20 protein-coding genes are annotated in these 21,365 nt (G+C 51.8%); 17 read left to right on the forward strand and 3 right to left on the reverse strand.

The annotated features are described in order from the left end of the window. Positions 1 to 35: 35 nt before the first annotated feature. The 3 genes from P2G53_RS12920 to phaR all read left to right on the forward strand — a co-directional run bounded on the left by P2G53_RS12920 (position 36) and on the right by phaR (position 2,077). On the forward strand, positions 36 to 1,199 hold the full coding sequence (locus P2G53_RS12920) for an MFS transporter (protein WP_275817896.1): 1,164 nt from the start codon (positions 36 to 38) through the stop codon (positions 1,197 to 1,199). A gap of 71 nt (positions 1,200 to 1,270) precedes the next feature. Beyond that, positions 1,271 to 1,540 carry a DUF6489 family protein gene (locus P2G53_RS12925; protein WP_275817898.1) on the forward strand — a complete coding sequence of 90 codons (270 nt, stop codon included), beginning with the start codon at positions 1,271 to 1,273 and terminating at the stop codon, positions 1,538 to 1,540. Positions 1,541 to 1,558: 18 nt separating this feature from the next. Then, complete coding sequence (phaR, locus tag P2G53_RS12930; RefSeq protein WP_275817952.1) at positions 1,559 to 2,077, forward strand: polyhydroxyalkanoate synthesis repressor PhaR; 519 nt, start codon at positions 1,559 to 1,561, stop codon at positions 2,075 to 2,077. Positions 2,078 to 2,134: 57 nt separating this feature from the next. Here phaR and phaC read toward each other — a convergent pair whose 3' ends face one another. From phaC to P2G53_RS12945, 3 genes are read right to left on the reverse strand one after another with little or no spacing between them, the layout of a single operon-like run. Continuing rightward, positions 2,135 to 3,199 carry a class III poly(R)-hydroxyalkanoic acid synthase subunit PhaC gene (gene phaC / locus P2G53_RS12935; RefSeq protein ID WP_275817900.1) on the reverse strand — a complete coding sequence of 355 codons (1,065 nt, stop codon included), beginning with the start codon at positions 3,197 to 3,199 and terminating at the stop codon, positions 2,135 to 2,137. Continuing rightward, entirely contained in the window at positions 3,196 to 4,188 is a 993-nt protein-coding gene (locus P2G53_RS12940; RefSeq protein WP_275817902.1) for a poly(R)-hydroxyalkanoic acid synthase subunit PhaE, read from the reverse strand. The genes phaC and P2G53_RS12940 overlap by 4 nt, the downstream gene beginning before the upstream one ends. A 60-nt stretch (positions 4,189 to 4,248) precedes the next feature. Next, positions 4,249 to 5,145 carry a LysR family transcriptional regulator gene (locus P2G53_RS12945; RefSeq protein WP_275817904.1) on the reverse strand — a complete coding sequence of 299 codons (897 nt, stop codon included), beginning with the start codon at positions 5,143 to 5,145 and terminating at the stop codon, positions 4,249 to 4,251. A gap of 146 nt (positions 5,146 to 5,291) precedes the next feature. On the opposite strand from P2G53_RS12945, the gene leuC reads away from it, so the two are divergent. The 14 genes from leuC (at position 5,292) to purF (ending at position 21,360) form a co-directional block, all read left to right on the forward strand. Further along, positions 5,292 to 6,713 carry a 3-isopropylmalate dehydratase large subunit gene (gene leuC / locus P2G53_RS12950; RefSeq protein ID WP_275817905.1) on the forward strand — a complete coding sequence of 474 codons (1,422 nt, stop codon included), beginning with the start codon at positions 5,292 to 5,294 and terminating at the stop codon, positions 6,711 to 6,713. Between the two features lie 17 nt (positions 6,714 to 6,730). After that, entirely contained in the window at positions 6,731 to 7,378 is a 648-nt protein-coding gene (leuD, locus tag P2G53_RS12955; RefSeq protein ID WP_275817907.1) for a 3-isopropylmalate dehydratase small subunit, read from the forward strand. Between the two features lie 45 nt (positions 7,379 to 7,423). After that, entirely contained in the window at positions 7,424 to 8,506 is a 1,083-nt protein-coding gene (gene leuB / locus P2G53_RS12960) for a 3-isopropylmalate dehydrogenase (RefSeq protein ID WP_275817909.1), read from the forward strand. 98 nt (positions 8,507 to 8,604) lie between these two features. Beyond that, positions 8,605 to 9,720: an aspartate-semialdehyde dehydrogenase gene (gene asd / locus P2G53_RS12965; protein WP_275817911.1), complete on the forward strand. Its 1,116-nt coding sequence runs from the start codon at positions 8,605 to 8,607 to the stop codon at positions 9,718 to 9,720. Positions 9,721 to 10,039: 319 nt separating this feature from the next. After that, positions 10,040 to 12,778 (forward strand): FimV/HubP family polar landmark protein, encoded by a 2,739-nt coding sequence (locus tag P2G53_RS12970; protein WP_275817913.1) that lies wholly within the window; start codon positions 10,040 to 10,042, stop codon positions 12,776 to 12,778. 1 nt (position 12,779) lies between these two features. Continuing rightward, positions 12,780 to 13,643 (forward strand): tRNA pseudouridine(38-40) synthase TruA, encoded by an 864-nt coding sequence (gene truA / locus P2G53_RS12975; protein ID WP_275817915.1) that lies wholly within the window; start codon positions 12,780 to 12,782, stop codon positions 13,641 to 13,643. Between the two features lie 61 nt (positions 13,644 to 13,704). Then, on the forward strand, positions 13,705 to 14,337 hold the full coding sequence (locus tag P2G53_RS12980; protein WP_275817917.1) for a phosphoribosylanthranilate isomerase: 633 nt from the start codon (positions 13,705 to 13,707) through the stop codon (positions 14,335 to 14,337). Continuing rightward, positions 14,315 to 15,535 (forward strand): tryptophan synthase subunit beta, encoded by a 1,221-nt coding sequence (gene trpB / locus P2G53_RS12985; protein ID WP_275817919.1) that lies wholly within the window; start codon positions 14,315 to 14,317, stop codon positions 15,533 to 15,535. The genes P2G53_RS12980 and trpB overlap by 23 nt, the downstream gene beginning before the upstream one ends. 22 nt (positions 15,536 to 15,557) lie before the next feature. Then, positions 15,558 to 16,361, forward strand: a complete 804-nt coding sequence (gene trpA, locus P2G53_RS12990; protein ID WP_275817921.1) for a tryptophan synthase subunit alpha — start codon at positions 15,558 to 15,560, stop codon at positions 16,359 to 16,361. A gap of 25 nt (positions 16,362 to 16,386) precedes the next feature. Further along, on the forward strand, positions 16,387 to 17,307 hold the full coding sequence (accD, locus tag P2G53_RS12995; RefSeq protein ID WP_275817923.1) for an acetyl-CoA carboxylase, carboxyltransferase subunit beta: 921 nt from the start codon (positions 16,387 to 16,389) through the stop codon (positions 17,305 to 17,307). A 67-nt stretch (positions 17,308 to 17,374) separates the two neighbouring features. Further along, positions 17,375 to 18,643, forward strand: coding sequence for a bifunctional tetrahydrofolate synthase/dihydrofolate synthase (gene folC, locus P2G53_RS13000; protein WP_275817925.1), 1,269 nt, complete (start codon positions 17,375 to 17,377; stop codon positions 18,641 to 18,643). A gap of 6 nt (positions 18,644 to 18,649) precedes the next feature. Continuing rightward, the gene (locus P2G53_RS13005) at positions 18,650 to 19,207 is read left to right on the forward strand and encodes an SPOR domain-containing protein (RefSeq protein ID WP_275817927.1); all 558 of its coding nucleotides are present in this window, start codon (positions 18,650 to 18,652) and stop codon (positions 19,205 to 19,207) included. A 95-nt stretch (positions 19,208 to 19,302) separates the two neighbouring features. Further along, complete coding sequence (locus tag P2G53_RS13010; protein WP_275817929.1) at positions 19,303 to 19,797, forward strand: CvpA family protein; 495 nt, start codon at positions 19,303 to 19,305, stop codon at positions 19,795 to 19,797. 39 nt (positions 19,798 to 19,836) lie between these two features. Then, positions 19,837 to 21,360, forward strand: a complete 1,524-nt coding sequence (purF, locus tag P2G53_RS13015) for an amidophosphoribosyltransferase (RefSeq protein ID WP_275817931.1) — start codon at positions 19,837 to 19,839, stop codon at positions 21,358 to 21,360. Positions 21,361 to 21,365 lie beyond the last annotated feature (5 nt).

The following is a 21,365-nucleotide window of genomic DNA, read 5'->3' on the forward strand; positions in this document are numbered from 1 at the left end:
GCTTTTTTATTGTGCCGTTTTCAGACTATAAGCCCATGCCAAGCTCATACCTCAGCCTCAGCGGTTTCTATTTTTTCTATTTTGCCCTGCTGGGCATCATGGTGCCGTACTGGACGCTGTACCTGAAATCCTTCGGTTTTGAAGCTCAGGTCATCGGCATGCTGATGGCAACATTACATGCATCCCGTATCTTTGCGCCCTATCTCTGGGGGCGGCTTGCCGATGAAACCGGTCAGCGCCTGCGCATTGTTCGCTGGGGGGCGGCTATCACCTGGATTATTTTTCTGCTGGTGTTTTGGCAGAACACGGCCATGGGCATTGGTCTGGTAATGTTGGGATTCAGTTTTTTCTGGAATGCAGTATTGCCACAGTTTGAAGTGATTACGCTGGGTTATCTTGGGGAGCGGCGACATCGCTACAGCCAAATCCGGTTATGGGGTTCCATTGGTTTTATTCTGACGGTTGCAGGCATAGGGGTTGTGCTGGATCAGATTTCTATTCAGTGGATTCCAGTGTTTATGCTGCTCACCATGATCGGTATTTGGCTGACCTCTCTGATAGTAAATGAGGATGGTCAGACAGAGGTGGCTCATACAGGTACAGCAGGTGCTGAATTCTGGCAGGTACTTAAGCACCCTCAGGTACGTGCATTCTTTTTGATCTGCCTTCTTATCCAGTTGGGACATGGTGCCTATTACACGTTCTATTCCGTTCTGATGGTGGATCTTGGTTACAGTCGCACGGACATCGGTGTGCTCTGGGCTGTGGGTGTCATCGCAGAAGTGATTATTTTTATTTTCATGCACCGGATGATCGAACGTTGGGGTATCCGGAATATCATGCTTATCAGTCTTGTTTTGTGTGTCCTGCGTTGGGTGCTGATTGCCTGGATTCCGGATCAGAAATGGCCCATGGTTTTTGCGCAAACACTGCATGCTGCAACCTTTGGCTGCTTGCATGCGGTTGGCATTGCGCTGGTGCATCATTACTTTTCTCAACGCAGTCACGGGCAGGGCCAGGCCATGTATTCGAGCTTTGGCTTTGGTTTGGGTGGGGCATCAGGCGCGCTTTTGAGCGGCTTTTTATGGGATGCTGCAGGTCCGCAATGGGCCTTTGGTGTCTCTGCATTCGTCAGTCTTGTTGCTATCGTGTTGGCACTGATATGGATCTATCCGGAAAAAGTGCAGCAAAACAATTGATTTGGGTATTTTGCAGTGCCGAAGTTTTGCTATAGGATAGGGAGTGTAAATACCCCTTAAGGAGTCAGGGTATGAAGTTTAATATTGATATCGACATGACGCCTGATGAACTTCGTCGTGTATTGGGTTTGCCCGATGTGCAGAAGTTTCAGGAAGATATGATGCGAAAGATCACGGAACAAATGGAAGCCGGTGTTGAGGGTTATGATCCTCTGACATTGTTTAAACCCTATCTGACCAGCGGGCTGGGTTCCATGGAAGCGCTGCAAAAACTGATGATGAACCTGATGACCTCCGGGTACTCAGGTAGCAGTTCTTCTGCGCCTAAAGGCAAAGACTGAGTACTGCACGTGAAAGAGATGCAGATCCTGTCACCCAATAGTAGAGAGAGCGGTACGTTGCGAATTCTAAGAAAATATACAAATCGCCGTTTGTACGACACCTCACGCAGCTGTTATGTCACCCTTGATGATGTCAAACAGCTGGTACTGTCTGGAGAGGCTTTCAAGGTCGAAGATTCAAAGACCGGTAGCGATCTGACACGGAATATCCTGTTGCAGATTATCAGCGAGCAGGAAGCCCGGGGTCACGGCACTCTGCTGACAAACCAGGTTTTGCAGCAATTGATCCGTTTCTACGGGGACAGCATGCAGGGCATGATGAGCCAGTACCTTGAGCAGAGCATATCTTCCTTCCTTGAGCATCAGGACCGCATCCGTGAACAGATGCAGACCATGATGGGTGCTGCCAACCCATTGACCATGATGACCCGTTTTGCTGACCGTAATCCTATGTGGAATATGTTCGGCCAGACCGATGAAGGCCAGAAGAAAGAAACAACGACTCCGCCGCCGGATGAAAAATCTGAGAAATCCTGATAATAAAAAAGGGCGAAGTGATTCGCCCTTTTTTATGTATTTCAGTCAGCAGTCTGACTAATCCCGTTCGGCCAGCCACTCTTTAATCGCCGGCGCGACAGTTTTTTGCGCCTTTGATGACACGAATACACCAATGTGGCCCGCTTTAATTTCCATCTCCTGATAATCCTGGCTGTTGCAGTGGTTTTTAAGCGCAGTAGAGGCTTTAGGTGGCACCAGATGATCAAAGCTGCCAAAAATATTCAGCACGGGTTGGGTGATATTCTTAAGATCAACCTGCTTTGGCCCAATCTGAGCTGTACCCTTGATCAGCCGGTTTTCCTGAAAAAACTGGGTAATAAACTCCCGAAAGGCTTCGCCGGCCTGATCCGGGCTGTCATAGATCCAGCGTTCCATGCGTAGAAAACTGAGCGCACTCTCTTCGTTTTCAAGCTGATTGGGCATGCCCAGATTTTTTTGCAGCCCCAGCCTCATCGGCATCAGAGAGTTGTAGGAGTCGTTCAGCATGTTGCCCGGAATGTTGCCATAGGTCTGAACGGCAAGGTCGGTGTCCACATACTTGGCAAGGTGGTAGAGCAGGTTATCCTCGGTTTGAAAATCAACCGGGGTCACCATGGTAATCAGGTTTTTGATCTTTGCTGGATTCAGAGCGGTGTAGCAGAGGCTGAAAGTACCGCCCTGACAGATGCCGAGCAAATTGGTCTGTTCGCTGCCTGCATGAGCACAGACCTGATCAACCGCGTTATTCAGGTATTCGTTGATGTAATCGTCCAGATCCAGATAGCGGTCTGCAGCATCGGGATAACCCCAATCGATCAGATAAACATCCAGCCCCAGTTCAAGCAGGCGTTGCAGCATTGAGCGCTTGGGTTCCAGATCAATCATATACGGACGATTGACCAGGGCGTAGCTGATCAGAAGGGGAGTCTTGCAGGTCTTTTTGCCAATCGCTTTGTAATAACGCAGAGAAAATTTATCCTGGCAGAACAACACCTCAAACGGGGTTTGCTCAACATCCACCTCTTTGATCTGCAGTAGCGTACTGTAACTCTTCAGCAGTTTGCGGTTGAACTCGAACAGCTCATCAGCCACGACAACCGGATCAAGATCTAGCTGACTCATGCCTTAGACCCTCCCTTGGTGGCGCGCAGTGCTTTGACCTCTTTTTTGAGATCTGCGATCTCTTTTTGCATGGACTTGATCAGCTCAGCGGTATTGTATTGCTGGATCTCCAGCATCTGTTGTTGTAGCTGTTGGAACTCACGCTGGGTCACACGCATCTCTTTACGCAACTGATGTTGACGTTTTAAAGCTGTATCAAGACCGCGACGGGTGGCGAGGCCAACCGACTGGAAATGCACATCCCGCACATCCTGTACAAACTTGCGCAGTTGCATGAGGGCATTACTGATACGGCCATGGGCGCGCTGGTATTCATCGGTCAACACGGTTTTGGAATAGGCCAGTTCGTATGCATCCACCCAGAGATCATGCAATGCCTGCAGGCTGGTGATCTTCTCTTCGGAGGCTGTGAGTTTTTGTAATAACTCGGTGCTGGCCAGCTGATTAATAGAGTTATAGTGTTTGACGTATTCGTTCAGCGCTTCCTGATGCTCCAGCATCAGTTTTAATGCTTCACGTAACTGCTGCTGAGTTTCCTGATGACTGCCAACAACCGGTGTTTCAAGCAGGCTTTTAACACCGCTGATAAACGGGTTTTCAAATAGCAGGTCATCCCTGAAACTGTGGCTTTTAAACAAAGAAGCAAACTGTTCCGGTACCTGCCACTGTTGCAACAGCAGTTCTGTGGTTTGTTTCTGGATGTAATTCTGAAACTGCAGTACCGCATCGTTCAGGCTGGAATCTTTTCCACCCCGGTACTGGCGTAACACTTCTTCGCCGTATTCGGTAAAGTTTTTGGCTTGAGCGCCCAGTACTGAGAGCAGCTGAGAGAATTGCTTTGGCCCTTCCTGGTTGAGCGTGGATTGGGCATGGGTCATCCACTCCTGCCACTCCTCCGGGGACGCGGCGGGTTTACCATCAGCTAACTGGGTCCAATATGCTTGCTGCGCGTCCAATAACGCCTTGATCTGCGATGCGCTGCTATCCATGGGCAACCTTTGTTATAAAAACAAGCCAACGTGGCTCTGGTATATCTTGCTCCCATCTTATTACAACTGGGAAATCGGTTGTACCTGTCTATTGTCTGATCGCAAAATTTCCAGCAATTTATTAGCCGCATTCGACAGTGTTCGGTTGCGGTGAACAATAGCCCCCAGTGGGCGCATAACGGGTGTGGCATGGACGGGTAAAACACGGAGATCAGGCGTTATCAGTGATTCCGGCAGCAGGCTCCAGCCAAGCCCAATCGAAACCATCATGCGGATGGTGTCGAGATAATTGGTCGACATGCTCACATCAAGTTTGAGTTTATGTTCGGCAAATAGCGCCTCTACCAGCTGACGCGTAAAGGTGTTGCTGCTGGGCAGAATGGCAGGATAAGCCGTTAGTTCTGCAAGTTGTAATTCGGTAGCCTGACTCAGCGGATGAGTGGGTGAGACCACATAGTTTAACTGGTCCTCCCAGATCAGTTCAGAATGGATATTGCTATCTGGATCTGGTGATAGCGTAATCAGAGCGAGTTCCAGCTCTCCCTTCAGCACACCCTCATAGGCTACTTCTGATTCTGCAAAATGCAGGTCCAGTTTTACCTCCGGATAGGTTTTTGTGAACTGCTGTAATAAAGGTGGCAGCCGGTGCAGGCTGATGTGATGACTGGTGGCCAGCGACAGGGTTCCGGTGACGTTACCAGAGAGGTTGTCCAGCGCACGCCGGGCATCATCCAGCTCGACCAGAACCTGCATTGCACGGGGCAACAGGGTTTGTCCCGCTTCCGTCAGTGACACTGTGCGTCCAATGCGGTCAAACAGGCGACAGTCCAGTTGTTGTTCCAGCAGGGCGATCCGTTTGCTGATGGCTGATTGTGTCAGATAAAGCTGATCAGCCGCTTTTGAAAAAGAAGCAAGTCGCGCCACGCTGATAAAAGCCTGCAGTGCACTGGTATCCATAATGTCTCCGAGTGAAGAGGGTTTTATGTATTCTATTATGGAATCAAAACTATAAAAAATATGAATTTGTTTTGTGGATTAGCATTCACTAAGATGGCGACTTGCCAATAAAGCTGCCGCAAGGGTAGTTGAGTACGAGGTGTTATATGGCTGGTCAGACGTTATACGATAAATTATTTGCGTCCCACTTGGTGCGCAGCAATGAAGATGGCAGTGCACTGATCTACATCGATCGTCAGTTGCTGCACGAGGTAACCTCGCCGCAAGCATTTGAAGGCCTGCGAATCGCGGGACGTAAGCCATGGCGCATTGATGCCAACCTGGCCACGCCTGATCACAACGTGCCGACGACTAACCGTAGCGGTGGTGTATCCGAGATTGCGGATCCGGTGTCCAAGATTCAGGTCATTACACTGGATGAAAACTGTGATGACTTCGGCATCCTCGAGTTCAAGATGAATGATGTTCGCCAGGGCATTGTGCACGTTGTCGGCCCTGAGCAGGGTGCGACCCTGCCGGGTACTACGGTTGTCTGTGGTGACTCCCACACTGCCACCCATGGCGCCTTTGGTGCACTGGCGCACGGTATTGGTACCTCAGAAGTTGAGCATGTACTGGCAACCCAGTGTCTGATCACCAAAAAAATGAAAAATATGCTGGTGCGTGTTGATGGTCAGTTGGGTGCTGGAGTGACTGCCAAGGACATCGTGTTGCATGTGATTGGCAAAATCGGCACGGCGGGTGGTACCGGTTATGCGATTGAGTTCGGTGGTGAGGCGATCCGTTCACTGTCGATGGATGGCCGCATGACCATCTGCAACATGGCGATTGAGGCTGGTGCTCGGGTGGGGTTGGTCGCGGTCGATCAGACCACCATTGATTATGTAGAAGGCCGTCCTTTTGCGCCTAAAGGTGAGCAGTGGGATGCAGCCGTCGCTGCATGGCGTGATCTGGTGTCTGATGCGGATGCTGCGTTTGATACCGTGGTTGAGATCAATGCAGCGGATATTGAACCGCAGGTCACCTGGGGCACCTCGCCGGAGATGGTGGTGGGCGTTAATGCTCAGGTGCCGAATCCAGCCAATGAAACCGATCCGGTCAAAATTGAAGGTATGAAGCGCGCGCTTGAATATATGGGCCTTCAGGCAGGTCAGGCGATCTCCGATATCCATCTTGATCGTGTGTTTATCGGTTCTTGCACCAACTCCCGTATTGAAGACCTGCGTGCCGCTGCAGAGGTGGTTAAGGGTAAAAAAGTTGCCGCCACCATCAAACAGGCATTGGTAGTGCCGGGTTCGGGTCTGGTTAAGGCTCAGGCTGAAAAAGAAGGCCTTGATAAAATCTTCATTGAGGCGGGTCTTGAGTGGCGTGAACCGGGCTGTTCAATGTGTCTGGCCATGAACCCCGATAAATTGGGTGCAGGCGAGCACTGTGCATCTACGTCTAACCGTAATTTCGAAGGCCGTCAGGGCTTTGGTGGTCGCACGCATCTGGTCAGTCCGGCCATGGCGGCCGCTGCCGCAGTTGCGGGCCATTTTGTTGACGTTCGTACGTTGGGCAATCACTAAGGTTTCGAGGAGAAAGTATGAAAGCGTTTAACCAGCATACTGGTATTGCCGCGCCGATGGACCGTGCCAACGTTGATACCGATATGATCATCCCCAAACAGTTTCTGAAGTCGATCAAACGTACCGGCTTTGGTAAAAACCTGTTTGATGAGTTGCGTTATCTGGATGAAGGTCAGCCTGATCAGGAGTGCACCGGCCGTCCATTGAATGAAAAGTTTGTTTTGAATCAGCCCCGCTATAAGGGAGCAAGCATCCTGCTGGCACGGGAAAACTTTGGCTGCGGCTCAAGTCGTGAACATGCGCCGTGGGCACTGGATGACTATGGCTTCCGTAGCGTGATTGCGCCGAGTTTTGCTGAGATTTTTTATAACAATTGCTTTAAGAATGGGATCTTACCTATTGTTTTAAAAGAACAAGAGGTTGATCAGTTGTTTCGTGAAGTTGCTGCGAACGAAGGTTATGAACTGACGGTTGATCTTGAAAAGCAGTGTGTTGTCACGCCGTCGGGTACAGAGATGGCCTTTGAAATTGATGCCTTTCGCAAGCACTGCCTGCTGAATGGTCTGGATGATATTGGCCTGACCCTTGAGCATGCTGATGATATTCGTGCTTACGAATCCCGTCGCCGTCAGGAAGCGCCCTGGCTGTTTGATGCGATTAAATAATGAATTTTGATAGGCCTGATCAGCAGGTCTATCTGAGGATGTTACATGTCTAAAAAAGTTTTGATTCTGCCGGGTGACGGCATTGGTCCTGAAATTGTCCGTGAAGCCAAGCGCGTTCTGGAGTTGGTCAATACGCAGGATAATCTGGATCTGGAGTTCTCTGAGGCTCTGGTAGGCGGTGCTGCCATCGACGCAACCGGTGTGCCGCTACCTGAAGACACGCTGGCGGCAGCTAAAGCATCAGATGCCATTCTGCTGGGTGCTGTGGGCGGCCCGCAGTGGGATACCAATCCTGATTTCCAGATCCGTCCGGAAAAAGGCCTGTTGGGTATTCGCTCAAATCTGGGCCTGTTCGGTAATCTGCGTCCGGCTATTCTCTACCCGCAGCTGGCGGATGCTTCTTCCCTGAAGCCTGAAATCGTTGCGGGCCTGGATATCCTGATTGTGCGTGAACTGACGGGTGGTATCTATTTTGGTCAGCCACGCGGCATTCGTGAGAAAGAGGGTGGTATCCGCGAGGGCTACAACACCTATGTGTATGACGAAACCGAAATTCGTCGCATCGGTCGTGTCGCGTTTGAGGCAGCAAGAGCGCGTAACAAGCGTGTTTGCTCTGTAGACAAGGCAAATGTACTTGAAGTGACAGTGCTCTGGCGCGAAGTGATGACCGAGCTGGCGAAAGAGTATCCGGATGTCGAACTGAGCCACATGCTGGTGGATAACGCCGCCATGCAGCTGGTACGCGCACCGAAACAGTTTGACGTGATGGTCACCGGCAATATGTTTGGTGACATTCTGTCTGACGCTGCTGCCATGCTGACCGGCTCTATTGGTATGCTACCTTCCGCTTCCCTGGATGTGGATGGCAAGGGCATGTATGAACCAAGTCATGGTTCTGCACCTGATATTGCGGGTCAGAACATTGCTAACCCGCTGGCAACCATTCTGTCCGCGTCGATGATGCTGCGTTATTCGCTGGGTGCCGGTGATACAGCAGATCGTATTGAGGCGGCGGTGAGCAAGGTACTGGATCAGGGACTGCGTACCGGTGATATCTGGTCTGAAGGTACTGAAAAAGTCAGCACTTCCCAGATGGGTGATGCTGTGATTGCTGCACTGAGTGCGTAGAAAAACGCGCTAAAATGTAGCATAATATAGCCCCTTTAGCGGCTCCTACTGGTTAGGGGCCGCTTTCGTATGATGTTCAATCTGAATTGGTGATAACAATGAAACGTGTAGGTTTTGTGGGTTGGCGAGGCATGGTAGGTTCCGTGCTGATGCAACGCATGCAGGAAGAGGGTGATTTCGACCATATCGAAGAGCCGGTATTCTTCACCACATCCCAGGTGGGCCAACCGGGACCGGAGATTGGTAAGTCCATTCCGGCGCTGAAAGATGCCAGCGATATTAACGAGCTGAAGCAGATGGACGCGATTATTTCCTGTCAGGGCGGCGACTACACGAAAGAAGTTTATGGCCCACTGCGTGAAGCCGGTTGGCAGGGTTACTGGATTGATGCGGCGTCCAGCCTGCGTATGGATGATAGCGCTATCATCGTGCTGGATCCGGTCAATATGAACGTGATCAAAGATGGCCTGACAAAAGGGGTAAAAACCTTTGTCGGCGGTAACTGCACAGTGTCTCTGATGCTGATGGGTCTGGGTGGTCTGTTCAAAGCCGATCTGGTTGAGTGGATGACCTCCATGACCTACCAGGCGGCGTCCGGTGGCGGTGCACGTCATATGCGTGAGCTGATCTCCCAGATGGGCATTATCCATAATGCGGTGGCCGACGAGCTGGCTGACCCATCCAGTGCGATTCTGGATATTGACCGCAAAGTGGCTGAAACTATCCTCAGTGATGCGATGCCGGTTGATAACTTTGGTGTGCCTCTGGCGGGTTCTCTGATCCCATGGATTGATACCAAACTGGACAATGGCCAGAGCCGTGAAGAGTGGAAAGGTTTTGCTGAAACCAACAAAATTCTTGGTCTGAGCAGCAATCCAATCCCGATTGATGGCACCTGTGTGCGTATCGGTGCAATGCGCTGTCACTCTCAGGCGTTTACCATCAAGCTGAAAAAAGATGTGCCACTGGATGAGATTGAATCCATGCTGGCCGAGGCGAATGACTGGGTTAAAGTCATTCCGAATGAGCGTGATATTTCCGCCCGTGAACTGACCCCGGCTAAAGTCACTGGAACCTTGTCTGTACCGGTAGGCCGTCTGCGCAAAATGAATCTGGGTAACGAATACCTGAATGCATTCAGCGTAGGTGATCAGCTGTTATGGGGTGCTGCAGAACCGCTGCGCCGTATGCTTCGGATTCTGATGGCTGGTTAATTCCATGCTCCATAAAAGGCAGCTCAGGCTGCCTTTTTTTGTGTCCGGGCAAAGCTGAAACGGCATTTAGTTGCAAAATTGGCTTCATAAAATCAGAACGTTAAGACATCCTTAGGCTGGCCGATAAGTTAATATTGGTATCAGACAAATATGTCATAGCAGGTCTCAGCTCATTTTTTAGGCTGTAAAATCAGGGGGTTCAGCTTGTTCCATGTCTTGACCCCCGGCCTGTTTATAAACAATACTTCATGCAAGTTATCTAATCGCAACCCTCTGATTTATCCAGAATTTTCGAGGGTGGGGGAACAGGGATAAGACAATGTGGCAAAAACACGCTGTTGGCCTTGCCGTAGCAGGGATTTTGAGCGCTACCAATGCCTATGCACTTGGCTTGGGTGAGATAAAAGTTAATTCCGCACTGAATGAGCCGCTGAGTGCAGAAGTTCAGTTATTGCAGGTTAAACAGCTTAACGCGCTGCAGATTCATCCCAGAATGGCGGATGTGAATGATTATGCGCTGGCAGGTCTTGACCGTCCTTATTTCCTCTCAGGGATTCGTTTCCAGGTTAAGGTTCAGCCTGACGGCAGCGGTAAAATCATTATTACCTCCGATCAGCCAATGCGTGAGCCGTTCCTGAACTTCCTGATGGAAGTGAACTGGCCAAACGGCAGGCTTGTCAGGGAATACACGTTGCTGCTTGATCCGCCGGTGTTTGAACCGGAGCCTGTGAAACAGCAGGTTTCACCCGCAGCTACTACCACGGCCGTTCCTGAAAAAAAGCCAGTCAGGGCTGAAGCCGTAACCCCATCTGCACCACAGTCGTCACGGATAACGACTTCAGCCCCAACACCTTCTACCCCATCAGCGTCTGCGTCTCCTTCAGAGGTCAGAGTGGGTCGTAAAGACACGCTCTGGGCGCTGGCGATCCAGAATAAACCTCAGGGTATCTCAGCTCAGCAGTTGATGATGGCCTGGCTTAAGAAAAATCCGGATGCGTTTATTGATGGCAATATCAATCGCCTGAAAGCAAACGCTATCCTGAAAATGCCAACCGCAGAAGAGTTGGCAGCGATCACCCCCGAGATGGCGGCCACTGAAGTGACCCGTCAGACTCAGCTTTGGCAGGACAAACGTGCTGCACCAGCACCGCAAACAGTAGCGGCACCTGCCCAGCCGGAAGAGCCGGCTACACCTCAGCCAGTCACCGAGCCGGTAGCGCGTTCCGAAGAAACAGTCGCGTCCGAGGAAGCTGAGCTTAAGGTTGTTGCCCCGGATGAGCCGGTTGATGGAGTTGCTCAGGCGGACGATGCAGAGTCTGAAGCAGTCGCATCTGCGGCAGAAGAGACTACTGATGATCCATTGGCCATGCTTCAGGCGCAGAATCAGGATCTTGAACAACGCCTCAATGAAAGCCTTGAAGCGGCCGATCAGGCGACACGTGAAAATGAAGCGCTCAATCAGCGTCTTGATGCGATTCAGCAGCAGCTTGAATCGCTGCAGCGGATGCTTGAGCTGAAAGATCAGGAGCTGGCGCGGCTGCAATCTGAATTTGCAAAAGCGCAGGCCGAGCCTAAGTCTGAATCGGATCTACTCAAGCAGTTGTTTGCGTCACCCATGGTGCTGATCGGTCTGGCTGCAGGTATTGTAATCCTGTTGCTGGGAGCGCTGTTTGCGCTGCGTAAACGTAAATCATCGGCTGATACTGAAGAGACTTCTGATGTCGCGCCTGCCGTAGCGGCGGCAGCGGCTACCGCAGTAGCGGTTGATGCCGTTGCTGATGAGGCTGAGCCTGCTGAAGAAGTTGCTGAACTTGAAGAAGAGGTGGCCCTGGCAGCAGAGGCGCCTGCAGCAGAAGCTGAATCACTTCCTGTCATTGAGGAAGATACTGATCTGTCTGACTTTGATGATCTTGATCTGGATATGGATCTGGATCTCGAAGAGGACGATACAGCTCGGGTGCTGGGTACTCTTCAGGAAGATCAGGATGATGGAGAAGTCCTGATGGGTGATGAGGAGTTTGACCTCTCACTGCCTGAGACTGAAACAGAAACCGAGCTGGAAGCCGACGCGGAAACGCTGGAAGACAGCGATGAAGATCTGGACATCGACAGTGAGCTCGACAGTATTCTGGGTGAGACTGAAACACCGGAGTCTGCTGAACCTGAGATCGATCTATCCAGTGACCTGGATGATATTCTGGGTGACGCTGAGCCGGTACCTGCGGTTGAGGAAGATATCTCCCTTGAAGATGTGATGGCAGAATCTGATCAGGTTGAAGCACTGGCTGATGTCGAAGATCTGGATGATGTTGATGCTCTCGATGATCTGATGGCAGAGGAGCCGGAAGTAGAAGTACCTGCCGCGGCTGAAGAGCAGACGTTGACTGTGGATGATGATCTGGACTTCGATCTGGGTGATCTGACTGCTGAACCTGAACCAGTGGTTGAGAAGGTAGAAGAATCCTCGGCTGATGATGAGCTGGAGTTTGATCTGGCTGATATCCCTGAGACGCCAGAAGAGATTTCACAACCGGTAGAAGAGAGTGCTGAAGACGCACTGGATTTTGATCTGGATCTTGACCTGGATCTGCCGGGTGAGACCGCTACAGAAGAGTCCGCGGCACCAGCACCTGCGCCAGAGCCAGAAGCCGCTCCAGAGCTGGCAGACGATGATCTGGACCTTGATCTTGAACTGGATGATCTTGCAGCCCCTGCAGAACCAGCGCCTGCTCCAGAAGTGGCTGCTGCTCCTGCTGAGTCTGATTTCTCTGATCAGCTGGACACTGAGCTGGATGAGTTGCTGGGTGCTTCAGACAACGAGATCGAGCTGGAAGAAAGTGGCAACGACGATCAGGATGAGGATTTTGATGCACTGGCAGGACTCAACCTGCTGGAAGGTGCGGATGAAGTGGAAACCAAACTCGACCTGGCACGTGCCTACATTGATATGGAAGATCTGGAAGGGGCTAAGGATATCCTGGATGAGATTCTGAGCGAGGGTAATGCCTCTCAGAAACAGGAAGCTGAAACCCTGATGAAGAGCCTGAACGAAAGTTAATATGACAGATCCTATCAATCCCGCTATCCAAGGGGATGCAGAAGGGGCGACTACGGTCGCCCCTTCTTATCGTTATGCCCTCTGTATTGAATATGCCGGTGCAGCCTACCGTGGCTGGCAGATCCAACGTGATGATCAGGCCAATAGCATTCAGGCTGAGGTGGAAGCGGCGTTAAGCAAAATCGCCAATCATCCGGTGCATGTTATCTGTGCTGGTCGCACCGATGCGCGGGTCAATGCGACCTATCAGATTATCCACTTTGACAGTCAGGTTCAGCGGGATGAGCGCGCCTGGGTGCTGGGCAGTAACTCCCACTTGCCGGATGATATCGCCGTGCGTTGGGCGATGCCTGTCAGTAACGATTTTCATGCCCGATTCTCCGCGCTGGAACGACGCTATCGCTATCTGATCTACTCCAGTCCGGTGAAGCCTGCGATTCTTTCACGAGGCGTAACCTGGACTTATAAAACCCTGGATATCGAGCACATGCGCGAGGCGGCAGCCTATCTGATCGGAGAGCATGATTTTACCTCCTACCGTGCCATTGGCTGTCAGGCCAAAAGCCCGGTACGTGAAGTGCGGGCACTGGATATTTACCCTAGCGGTGAATTGATTGTGCTGGATGTGAGGGCCAATGCCTTCCTGCATCATATGATCCGAAATTTTGCCGGTGTATTAATGAAAATAGGCGCCGGTGAGGCGGAACCCCAATGGGCTCAGGAAGTGCTTCATGCGCGTGACCGGCGTCAGGGCGGGGTGACCGCACCACCATTTGGTCTGTATTTTGTGGATGTAAAATACCCGGATGAATTTGCACTGCCAAAATCATCACTCGGGCCCTATTTCCTGCCTCCGCAAGACTGACGTAGCCCCTCACAATCTGCTAATATCTCGGGCCTGTCCTAAAACAGAATGCAGTGAAGTTATGCGAACCCGTGTGAAAATTTGTGGTATCACCCGTTATCAGGATGCGATTGACGCGATCCATGCGGGCGCTGATGCTCTGGGGTTCGTATTTTACCCGCCCAGTCCAAGATATATTGCGCCAGAAGCGGCAGCAGAGATCATCCGCAGGTTGCCGGCATTTGTGACGACAACCGGACTGTTTGTTGATGCAGATGCGCAATGGGTTGATCAGGTCGCGCGTGAAACACGTATAGATCTAATGCAATTTCACGGTGATGAAACCGTTGAATATTGTGAACAGTTTTCACGCCCCTACATCAAAGCATTGCGGATGAAGCCTGAGCTCAGCCTCGCTGCAGAGGTGGCATTGTATGCCAGTGCTCAGAATATACTGCTGGACGCCTATCGACCCGGTGTTCCCGGTGGTACGGGTGAAGTCTTTGACTGGCAACGTATCCCGGAAACACTGGCACATCAGGTTATACTGGCCGGCGGGCTGGATAGCGACAATGTAGCCAGTGCCATTCTGCAGGTGAAACCCTATGCTGTTGATGTCAGCGGTGGTGTTGAACAGGGCAAAGGCATCAAAGATGCCGCAAAAATAATAGCGTTTGTAAAAGAGGTTAACCGTGCCGACTCCAACCGATCTTAAAGCACTTTCTCAGTTGCCAGACAGCCGGGGCCACTTTGGGCCTTACGGTGGTCGCTTTGTCTCTGAAACCCTGATGGCTGCCCTTGAGCAGTTGGAAGAGACCTACGAGAAGCTGTGGCGTGATCCGGAATTCCAGCGGGAGTTTGATTACGATCTGGCACATTACGTAGGTCGTCCATCGCCGCTTTATCATGCTACACACCTGTCCGATAAGGTGGGTGGAGCTCAGATCTATCTGAAACGTGAAGACCTGAACCACACAGGTGCGCACAAAGTGAATAACACCATTGGTCAGGCGTTGCTGGCCAAGTACACTGGCAAACCTCGTGTTATCGCTGAAACCGGTGCCGGTCAGCACGGCGTTGCAACCGCAACGGTAGCCGCCCGACTGGGTCTGGAATGTCAGGTTTACATGGGCGCGGAAGATGTGCAGCGTCAGGCGTTGAACGTATATCGCATGAAACTGCTGGGTGCGACGGTCATTCCGGTTGAATCCGGTACCCGTACCCTTAAAGATGCCATGAATGAAGCAATGCGTGACTGGGTCACCAACGTTGATAATACGTTCTACATCATCGGCACCGCCGCAGGTCCGCATCCGTATCCGAAACTGGTACGCGACTTCCAGTGCATCATTGGCCGCGAAGCGCGTAGTCAGTGTCTCGAAATGACAGGTCGTCTGCCGGATGCGCTGGTTGCCTGTGTGGGTGGTGGCTCCAATGCCATTGGTCTGTTCCACCCCTTCATTGAAGATGCCTCTGTGCGCATGATCGGTGTAGAAGCCGGTGGTTACGGTCTGGAAACGGGCCATCACGCCGCGCCTCTGTCTGCGGGTCATCCGGGTGTACTGCATGGCAACCGTACCTACCTGATGTCCGATGATGCCGGTCAGATTCTGGGTACTCACTCAGTCTCTGCGGGTCTGGATTATCCGGGTGTGGGTCCGGAACATTCTTACCTGAAAGATTCAGGTCGTGCCGAATATGTGAATGCCACCGATGAAGAGGCGATGGATGCTTTCCGTATGCTGACTCGTGTGGAAGGCATTATGCCAGCGCTTGAATCAAGTCATGCCGTTGCACATGCCATGAAACTCGCTAAAGAGATGGATAAAGATCAGATCATTGTGGTGAACCTGTCTGGTCGAGGCGACAAAGATATTCATACTGTTGCCCAGATTGATGGCATCAACATCTGATTATTATTGGAATTATAAAATCATGAGTCGAATTGCTAACTGTTTTGCTGCACTCAAGAATGAGGGTCGCAAGGCATTGATCCCTTACGTAACAGCGGGCGATCCAACGCCAACTGTCACTGTACCGCTGTTGCATGCCCTGGTTGAGGCCGGTGCCGATGTAATCGAGCTGGGTGTACCGTTTTCCGATCCGATGGCTGATGGCCCGGTTATCCAGCTCGCCTGTGAGCGCGCGCTGAGTCATGACGTACGCCTGACTGACGTGCTGGCGATGGTGAAAACCTTCCGTGAAACCAACGATCATACGCCTGTAGTATTAATGGGTTATCTAAATCCTGTAGAATCCATGGGGTATGAGGGCTTTGCCAAAGCGGCTCAGGCTGCTGGCGTAGATGGTGTACTGACGGTGGATCTGCCGCCTGAAGAGGGTGGGGAGTTCTCATCTATCATGCAGGCCCATGAGATCGATACCATCTTCCTGTTGGCACCCACCAGCCGCGAAGAGCGTATCAAACGGATCTGTGAGCATGGTTCAGGCTACCTTTACTACGTATCGGTGAAGGGTGTAACAGGCTCTTCAGCACTGAATGTGGAAGAGGTTGAAGCGCGACTGAATCTGGTCCGCAAGTATACCAACCTGCCTCTGGGTGTCGGTTTTGGTATCAAGGATCCTGCATCTGCAAAACAGGTCGCTCAGGTATCTGACGGCGTGATTGTCGGTAGTGTATTGGTCAACAAAATCGCTGATCTGGTGACTGCGCCAGAGCGTGTGCCAGCAGAAGTTGCGGCCATCATTAAAGCGATGCGAACAGAGATGGATAACTGACCGCAGGTCAGCAAAAGGTTAGAGCATGAGTAACTGGCTGGAAAAAATTGTTCCTGCACTGGCACGCTCAGAACGTAAGCGTGCCAATGTACCTGAAGGCTTGTGGAAGAAGTGTCCCAAGTGTGAATCGGTTCTGTACCGCCCTGAGCTGGAAACGAACCTGAATGTTTGCCCTAAGTGTGAACATCACATGCGTCTGGGTGCGCGTAAGCGCCTGGAAGTGTTCCTTGACCCGCAGCGTCGTCATGAGATTGCTGCCGATGTGACGCCGGTTGACCGTCTCAAATTCAAGGACTCCAAGAAATACAAAGACCGTCTGGTTGCCGCACAGCGCGAAACCAACGAAAAAGACGCACTGATTGCTATGCAGGGCGAACTTGAAGGCATGCCAGTAGTGGCCGTTGCATTTGAGTTCCGCTTTATGGGTGGTTCCATGGGTGCTGTAGTGGGTGAGCGTTTTGTTCAGGCGGCGAATATCTGCCTGAAAGAACGTATTCCACTGATCTGCTTTGCCGCCTCCGGTGGTGCGCGTATGCAGGAAGCACTGTTCTCCCTGTTTCAGATGGCAAAAACCAGTGCCGTACTGGAGAAGATGCGTAAGGAAGGTATCCCGTATATCTCCGTGCTGACTGATCCTGTGTATGGTGGTGTGTCTGCGTCTCTGGCGATGCTGGGTGACCTGAACGTTGCTGAACCGAAGGCGCTGGTGGGTTTTGCCGGTCCGCGTGTTATTGAGCAGACCGTGCGTGAAAAACTGCCGGAAGGGTTCCAGCGCAGTGAGTTCCTGCTGGAACACGGTCAGGTTGATATGATCATTCCGCGTGGCGAGATGCGCGAGCGTCTGGCTGCCATTCTGCGCAAACTCGGCCATACCCTGTCAGTACCTGTACTGGAGCCGGTCGAAGGTGAGGTGGTCGAAGACCCCGAGCAGCCTACTCAGGCTTGATCTTTAAGCAGAGAATATGACTATCAAGGCCGTCGCATTGCGTCGGCCTTTTTTCTGAGCAGCAGGTATGGCCCAAGAAATAAACCCGCAACAACGTACCCTCGAGCAGTGGCTGACATGGATGGAACAGTGCCATCCGTCCGAGATTGAACTGGGTCTGGACCGTGTACGTCAGGTGTCAGAACGCTTGGCTGTTGATCTGTCTGCCAGTCAGGTGGTGACCATTGCTGGTACTAACGGCAAAGGTTCAACCGTACGTTACCTGCAAACCATCTATTCCAGTGCTGGCTATTCCGTTGGCTGCTACACATCACCGCATTTTCTCTATTACAACGAACGGGTTGAGCTGAACGGTCAACCGGTATCCGATCAGCTGTTATGTGATGCGTTTTATGCTATTGATCAGGCCCGGGGACAGATCCCGCTGACCTATTTTGAGTTCGGCACACTGGCGGCGTTGCTGATCTTCAGTCAGACCAAACCTGATCTGGTGCTGCTGGAAGTAGGGCTGGGTGGTCGTCTGGATGCGGTAAATATTATTGACCCCGATATTGCCGTGATTACCACGGTGGCGCTGGATCATCAGGACTGGCTCGGGGACACCCGTGAGGCCATCGGTTTTGAGAAAGCGGGCATTTTCAGAACCGGGATACCGGCAGTATGCGGTGATCCGGATCTGCCAGAATCGGTACTAAAACATGCCAACAGCCTGAAAGCACCGCTCTATCGGGCTGGTATTGAGTTTCACATCAACTGCGATGGCGATCTCTGTCAGTTTAAAGGGAAGGGGGTTGATGGTACTGCAGTGTCGCTGGCTGATATTCCAAGGCCTGAATTGCCGCTGCCAAATGCGGCTACTGCATTGCAGGTCTGTCAGCTGTTGCCTTTGGTGATCTCTGAAGATCAGAAGCGGGTTGGTATTGCTCAGGCCCGATTGACCGGTCGAATGCAGAAAGTCAGTTATCAGGGCATCAATTTCTGTCTGGATGTGGCCCACAACCCCGAAGCGGCCGGTCTGCTGGCGGATCGGCTGGCTCTGTGGGACAAACCGATATTGATACTGGGCATGCTGAAAGATAAAGATCGTGCTGCGGTTGTTGAAGCGCTATTACCGGTTATAAGTGAGTGGCATCTGGTTGATCTGGATACACCCCGGGGTGGCACGGCAGCCGAACTTGCCAGCTTTTTGCCGGATGACGTAAAACCTTACCAGCATGCGACGGTCACAGATGCAATCAATTACCTTGTGAACAGCGAAAAACCGCTTCAGGATGTTATGATTGCAGGGTCGTTTTACACCGTTGCCGAAGCCTTGAGTGTGTTGAAAAGGGATTAACCGTCTATGCAGCAACAGATTAAACATCGCCTTATCGGACTGGCCGTTATTCTGGTCTCATCTGCGATTCTGTTTCCGTTGCTGTTTAGCGGGGCCGGTTATCAGGAACGGCATCTGACCAGTCAGATCCCTGATGCACCTGACCGCCCTGAGATTGTCTATATCGAACCGCAGTCCAAACCCCTGCCTAACACTGAACAGCTGGCTGAGCCGGGTGAAACCACCACGCTGCCTGAAGTGCCTGCTGTTGTGGGTGATGCACTGGCCGGTGCACAACACAAACCTGATCTGGATCTGCGGGATGATCAGCCGGTGCTGGATCAGCAGGGTGTGCCGGTCTCCTGGACACTGCAGTTGGCCAGTTTTAAAGATGAAAGTAACGCCCGCAGTCTGCGACGTCAGTTAATCAATGAAGGCTATAAGGTGTTTACCCGCAAGCAGGGTGAACTGGTTAAGGTGTATGTTGGCCCTGAGATGCAGCGCAGCCGACTGGAAAACCTCAAGGCTCAGTTACAGAAAGATATGGGGCTGGACGGAATCATCGTTCGCTTCACCACTCAATAGCGTTTGAAAAACCTCGTTCAGCAACCGTATTTCCTTTTTTCTCACCGACTAAAGTCTGTTAAAATGCGGCCTGTTTTTTCCAACGGCAGAAGACGATGAACTGGGCTGACTGGACCATCCTTGTCATTATTGCGATTTCAAGCCTTATCAGCCTGAAACGCGGCTTTGTACGTGAAGCATTGTCACTGCTGACCTGGATTTCAGCATTTATCGTTGCACGTCTGTTCTCCCAGTCCCTCGACGTTGTCCTGCAGCCCTACATAGAAACACCTTCCGTACGCTGGGGTGCTGCCTTTGCTATTCTCTTCATTGCCACACTGGTGATTGGTGCTCTGCTGAATAAGTTAATCAGCATGCTGGTTGATGCAACCGGCCTGAGCGGTACCGACCGAGTGCTGGGTATAGGTTTTGGGGCTGCCAGGGGTGGCCTTATTGTGGTGGTTTTAGTGGCACTGGTGCGCATGAGCCCGGCCATTAACGATCCCTGGTGGCAGGAATCCCAGTTGATTCCGCACTTTGTTCTTATGGAGACCTGGACCAAGGATGCTGCCCGCGATATGGCGAGCCTGATCTGGAACGCCGGTCGCTGAGGTTTCCGTTTAGTAAGTTAGCACTTTGAGGTGAGTTGAATGTGCGGCATTGTTGGTATTGTAGCCAAATCCTATGTTAACCAGACCATCTTTGATGCCCTGACGGTGCTGCAGCACCGGGGCCAGGATGCGGCCGGTATGGTGACCTGTGAAGGCAACCGGTTTTTCCTGCGCAAAGATAACGGTCTGGTGAACGAAGTCTTCCGCACGCGTCATATGAAGCGCCTGGTCGGTAACCTAGGTATCGGCCATGTCCGCTATCCAACGGCAGGCAGCTCAAGCTCCGCTGAAGCGCAGCCTTTCTATGTGAACTCACCCTACGGTATTGCGCTGGCGCATAACGGTAACCTGACCAATGCCGAAGAACTGGCCGATCAGATGTTCCGTGCCGATCTGCGTCACATCAACACCACCTCTGACTCAGAAGTGCTGCTGAACGTATTCGCCCATGAACTGCAACGTCAGGGCAAACTGCAGCCACAGGCTGAAGATATGTTTGCTGCTGTGCGTCGTGTACATGAACGCTGCAAGGGCGGCTACGCTGCGGTGGCGGTAATTACCGGTTACGGCATTCTGGCGTTCCGTGATCCAAACGGCATTCGTCCGCTGACCTACGGTAAACGTGAGACCGAAACTGGTACTGAATATATGGTCGCCTCTGAGAGTGTGGCGCTGGATATTTCCGGGTTTAAACGTGTCCGTGATATTGCGCCGGGTGAGGCTATCTACTTTGATATGGATGGCAATGTGTTTACCCAGCAGTGCAGCGATCAGACTAAACTGGCACCTTGCCTGTTCGAATTCGTTTATCTGGCCCGTCCTGATTCCATCATTGATGATGTGAGCGTGCATAAATCCCGTATGCGTATGGGTAAACGCCTGGCAGACAAAGTGCTGCGTGAGCGGCCTGATCACGACATTGATGTAGTGATTCCGATTCCGGATACCAGCCGTACCTCTGCGATGGAGATGGCTAAAGAGCTGGATGTGACTTACCGCGAAGGCTTTATCAAAAACCGTTACATCGGCCGTACCTTTATCATGCCGGGCCAGACCCAGCGTGCGCGTTCTGTACGCCGTAAGCTGAACCCCATCAGTCTTGAGTTTCAGGACAAGGTGGTCATGCTGGTGGATGACTCCATCGTGCGTGGTACCACCTCGGGTCAGATCGTACAGATGGCACGTGATGCCGGCGCCAAAAAAGTTTACTTTGCATCAGCCGCACCGGCGGTGAAATTCCCCAACGTGTATGGCATTGATATGCCGGCAGCGGATGAGCTGATTGCCCACGGCCGTACCGATGAAGAAGTTTGTGCAGAGATTGGCTGTGACTGGCTGGTGTATCAGGATCTTGAGGATCTGAAGGAATGCGTCAGCGAAGGTAATAAAGAGATTCAGAACTTTGATACCTGCGTGTTTGATGGTCAGTATGTTACCGGTGATGTGGATTCCGAGTATCTGAACCGTCTGAGCATGGCCAGAAACGATGCCGCTAAAGAGGACGGTCAGAGCCGCCAGGCGGCCAGTAACGAGTCCTCAAATCTCTGTAGCAAGATCGATTAAGGAGC

The sequence above is a fragment of the Neptuniibacter sp. CAU 1671 genome (genome assembly GCF_029222905.1).
Classification (GTDB): Bacteria; Pseudomonadota; Gammaproteobacteria; order Pseudomonadales; family Balneatricaceae; genus Neptuniibacter.

What these genes read in the sequence shown, in the direction of transcription:
- P2G53_RS12920 (WP_275817896.1), top strand. Translation starts at nt 36, where the DNA reads ATGCCAAGCTCATACCTCAGCCTCAGCGGTTTCTATTTTTTCTATTTT.
- P2G53_RS13005 (WP_275817927.1), top strand. Translation starts at nt 18,650, where the DNA reads ATGCAGCAACAGATTAAACATCGCCTTATCGGACTGGCCGTTATTCTG.
- leuD (WP_275817907.1), top strand. Translation starts at nt 6,731, where the DNA reads ATGAAAGCGTTTAACCAGCATACTGGTATTGCCGCGCCGATGGACCGT.
- truA (WP_275817915.1), top strand. Translation starts at nt 12,780, where the DNA reads ATGACAGATCCTATCAATCCCGCTATCCAAGGGGATGCAGAAGGGGCG.
- phaC (WP_275817900.1), bottom strand. Translation starts at nt 3,199, where the DNA reads ATGAGTCAGCTAGATCTTGATCCGGTTGTCGTGGCTGATGAGCTGTTC.
- phaR (WP_275817952.1), top strand. Translation starts at nt 1,559, where the DNA reads ATGCAGATCCTGTCACCCAATAGTAGAGAGAGCGGTACGTTGCGAATT.
- P2G53_RS12925 (WP_275817898.1), top strand. Translation starts at nt 1,271, where the DNA reads ATGAAGTTTAATATTGATATCGACATGACGCCTGATGAACTTCGTCGT.
- P2G53_RS12980 (WP_275817917.1), top strand. Translation starts at nt 13,705, where the DNA reads ATGCGAACCCGTGTGAAAATTTGTGGTATCACCCGTTATCAGGATGCG.
- P2G53_RS12940 (WP_275817902.1), bottom strand. Translation starts at nt 4,188, where the DNA reads ATGGATAGCAGCGCATCGCAGATCAAGGCGTTATTGGACGCGCAGCAA.
- leuB (WP_275817909.1), top strand. Translation starts at nt 7,424, where the DNA reads ATGTCTAAAAAAGTTTTGATTCTGCCGGGTGACGGCATTGGTCCTGAA.
- purF (WP_275817931.1), top strand. Translation starts at nt 19,837, where the DNA reads ATGTGCGGCATTGTTGGTATTGTAGCCAAATCCTATGTTAACCAGACC.
- folC (WP_275817925.1), top strand. Translation starts at nt 17,375, where the DNA reads ATGGCCCAAGAAATAAACCCGCAACAACGTACCCTCGAGCAGTGGCTG.
- accD (WP_275817923.1), top strand. Translation starts at nt 16,387, where the DNA reads ATGAGTAACTGGCTGGAAAAAATTGTTCCTGCACTGGCACGCTCAGAA.
- asd (WP_275817911.1), top strand. Translation starts at nt 8,605, where the DNA reads ATGAAACGTGTAGGTTTTGTGGGTTGGCGAGGCATGGTAGGTTCCGTG.
- P2G53_RS13010 (WP_275817929.1), top strand. Translation starts at nt 19,303, where the DNA reads ATGAACTGGGCTGACTGGACCATCCTTGTCATTATTGCGATTTCAAGC.
- P2G53_RS12970 (WP_275817913.1), top strand. Translation starts at nt 10,040, where the DNA reads ATGTGGCAAAAACACGCTGTTGGCCTTGCCGTAGCAGGGATTTTGAGC.
- leuC (WP_275817905.1), top strand. Translation starts at nt 5,292, where the DNA reads ATGGCTGGTCAGACGTTATACGATAAATTATTTGCGTCCCACTTGGTG.
- trpA (WP_275817921.1), top strand. Translation starts at nt 15,558, where the DNA reads ATGAGTCGAATTGCTAACTGTTTTGCTGCACTCAAGAATGAGGGTCGC.
- P2G53_RS12945 (WP_275817904.1), bottom strand. Translation starts at nt 5,145, where the DNA reads ATGGATACCAGTGCACTGCAGGCTTTTATCAGCGTGGCGCGACTTGCT.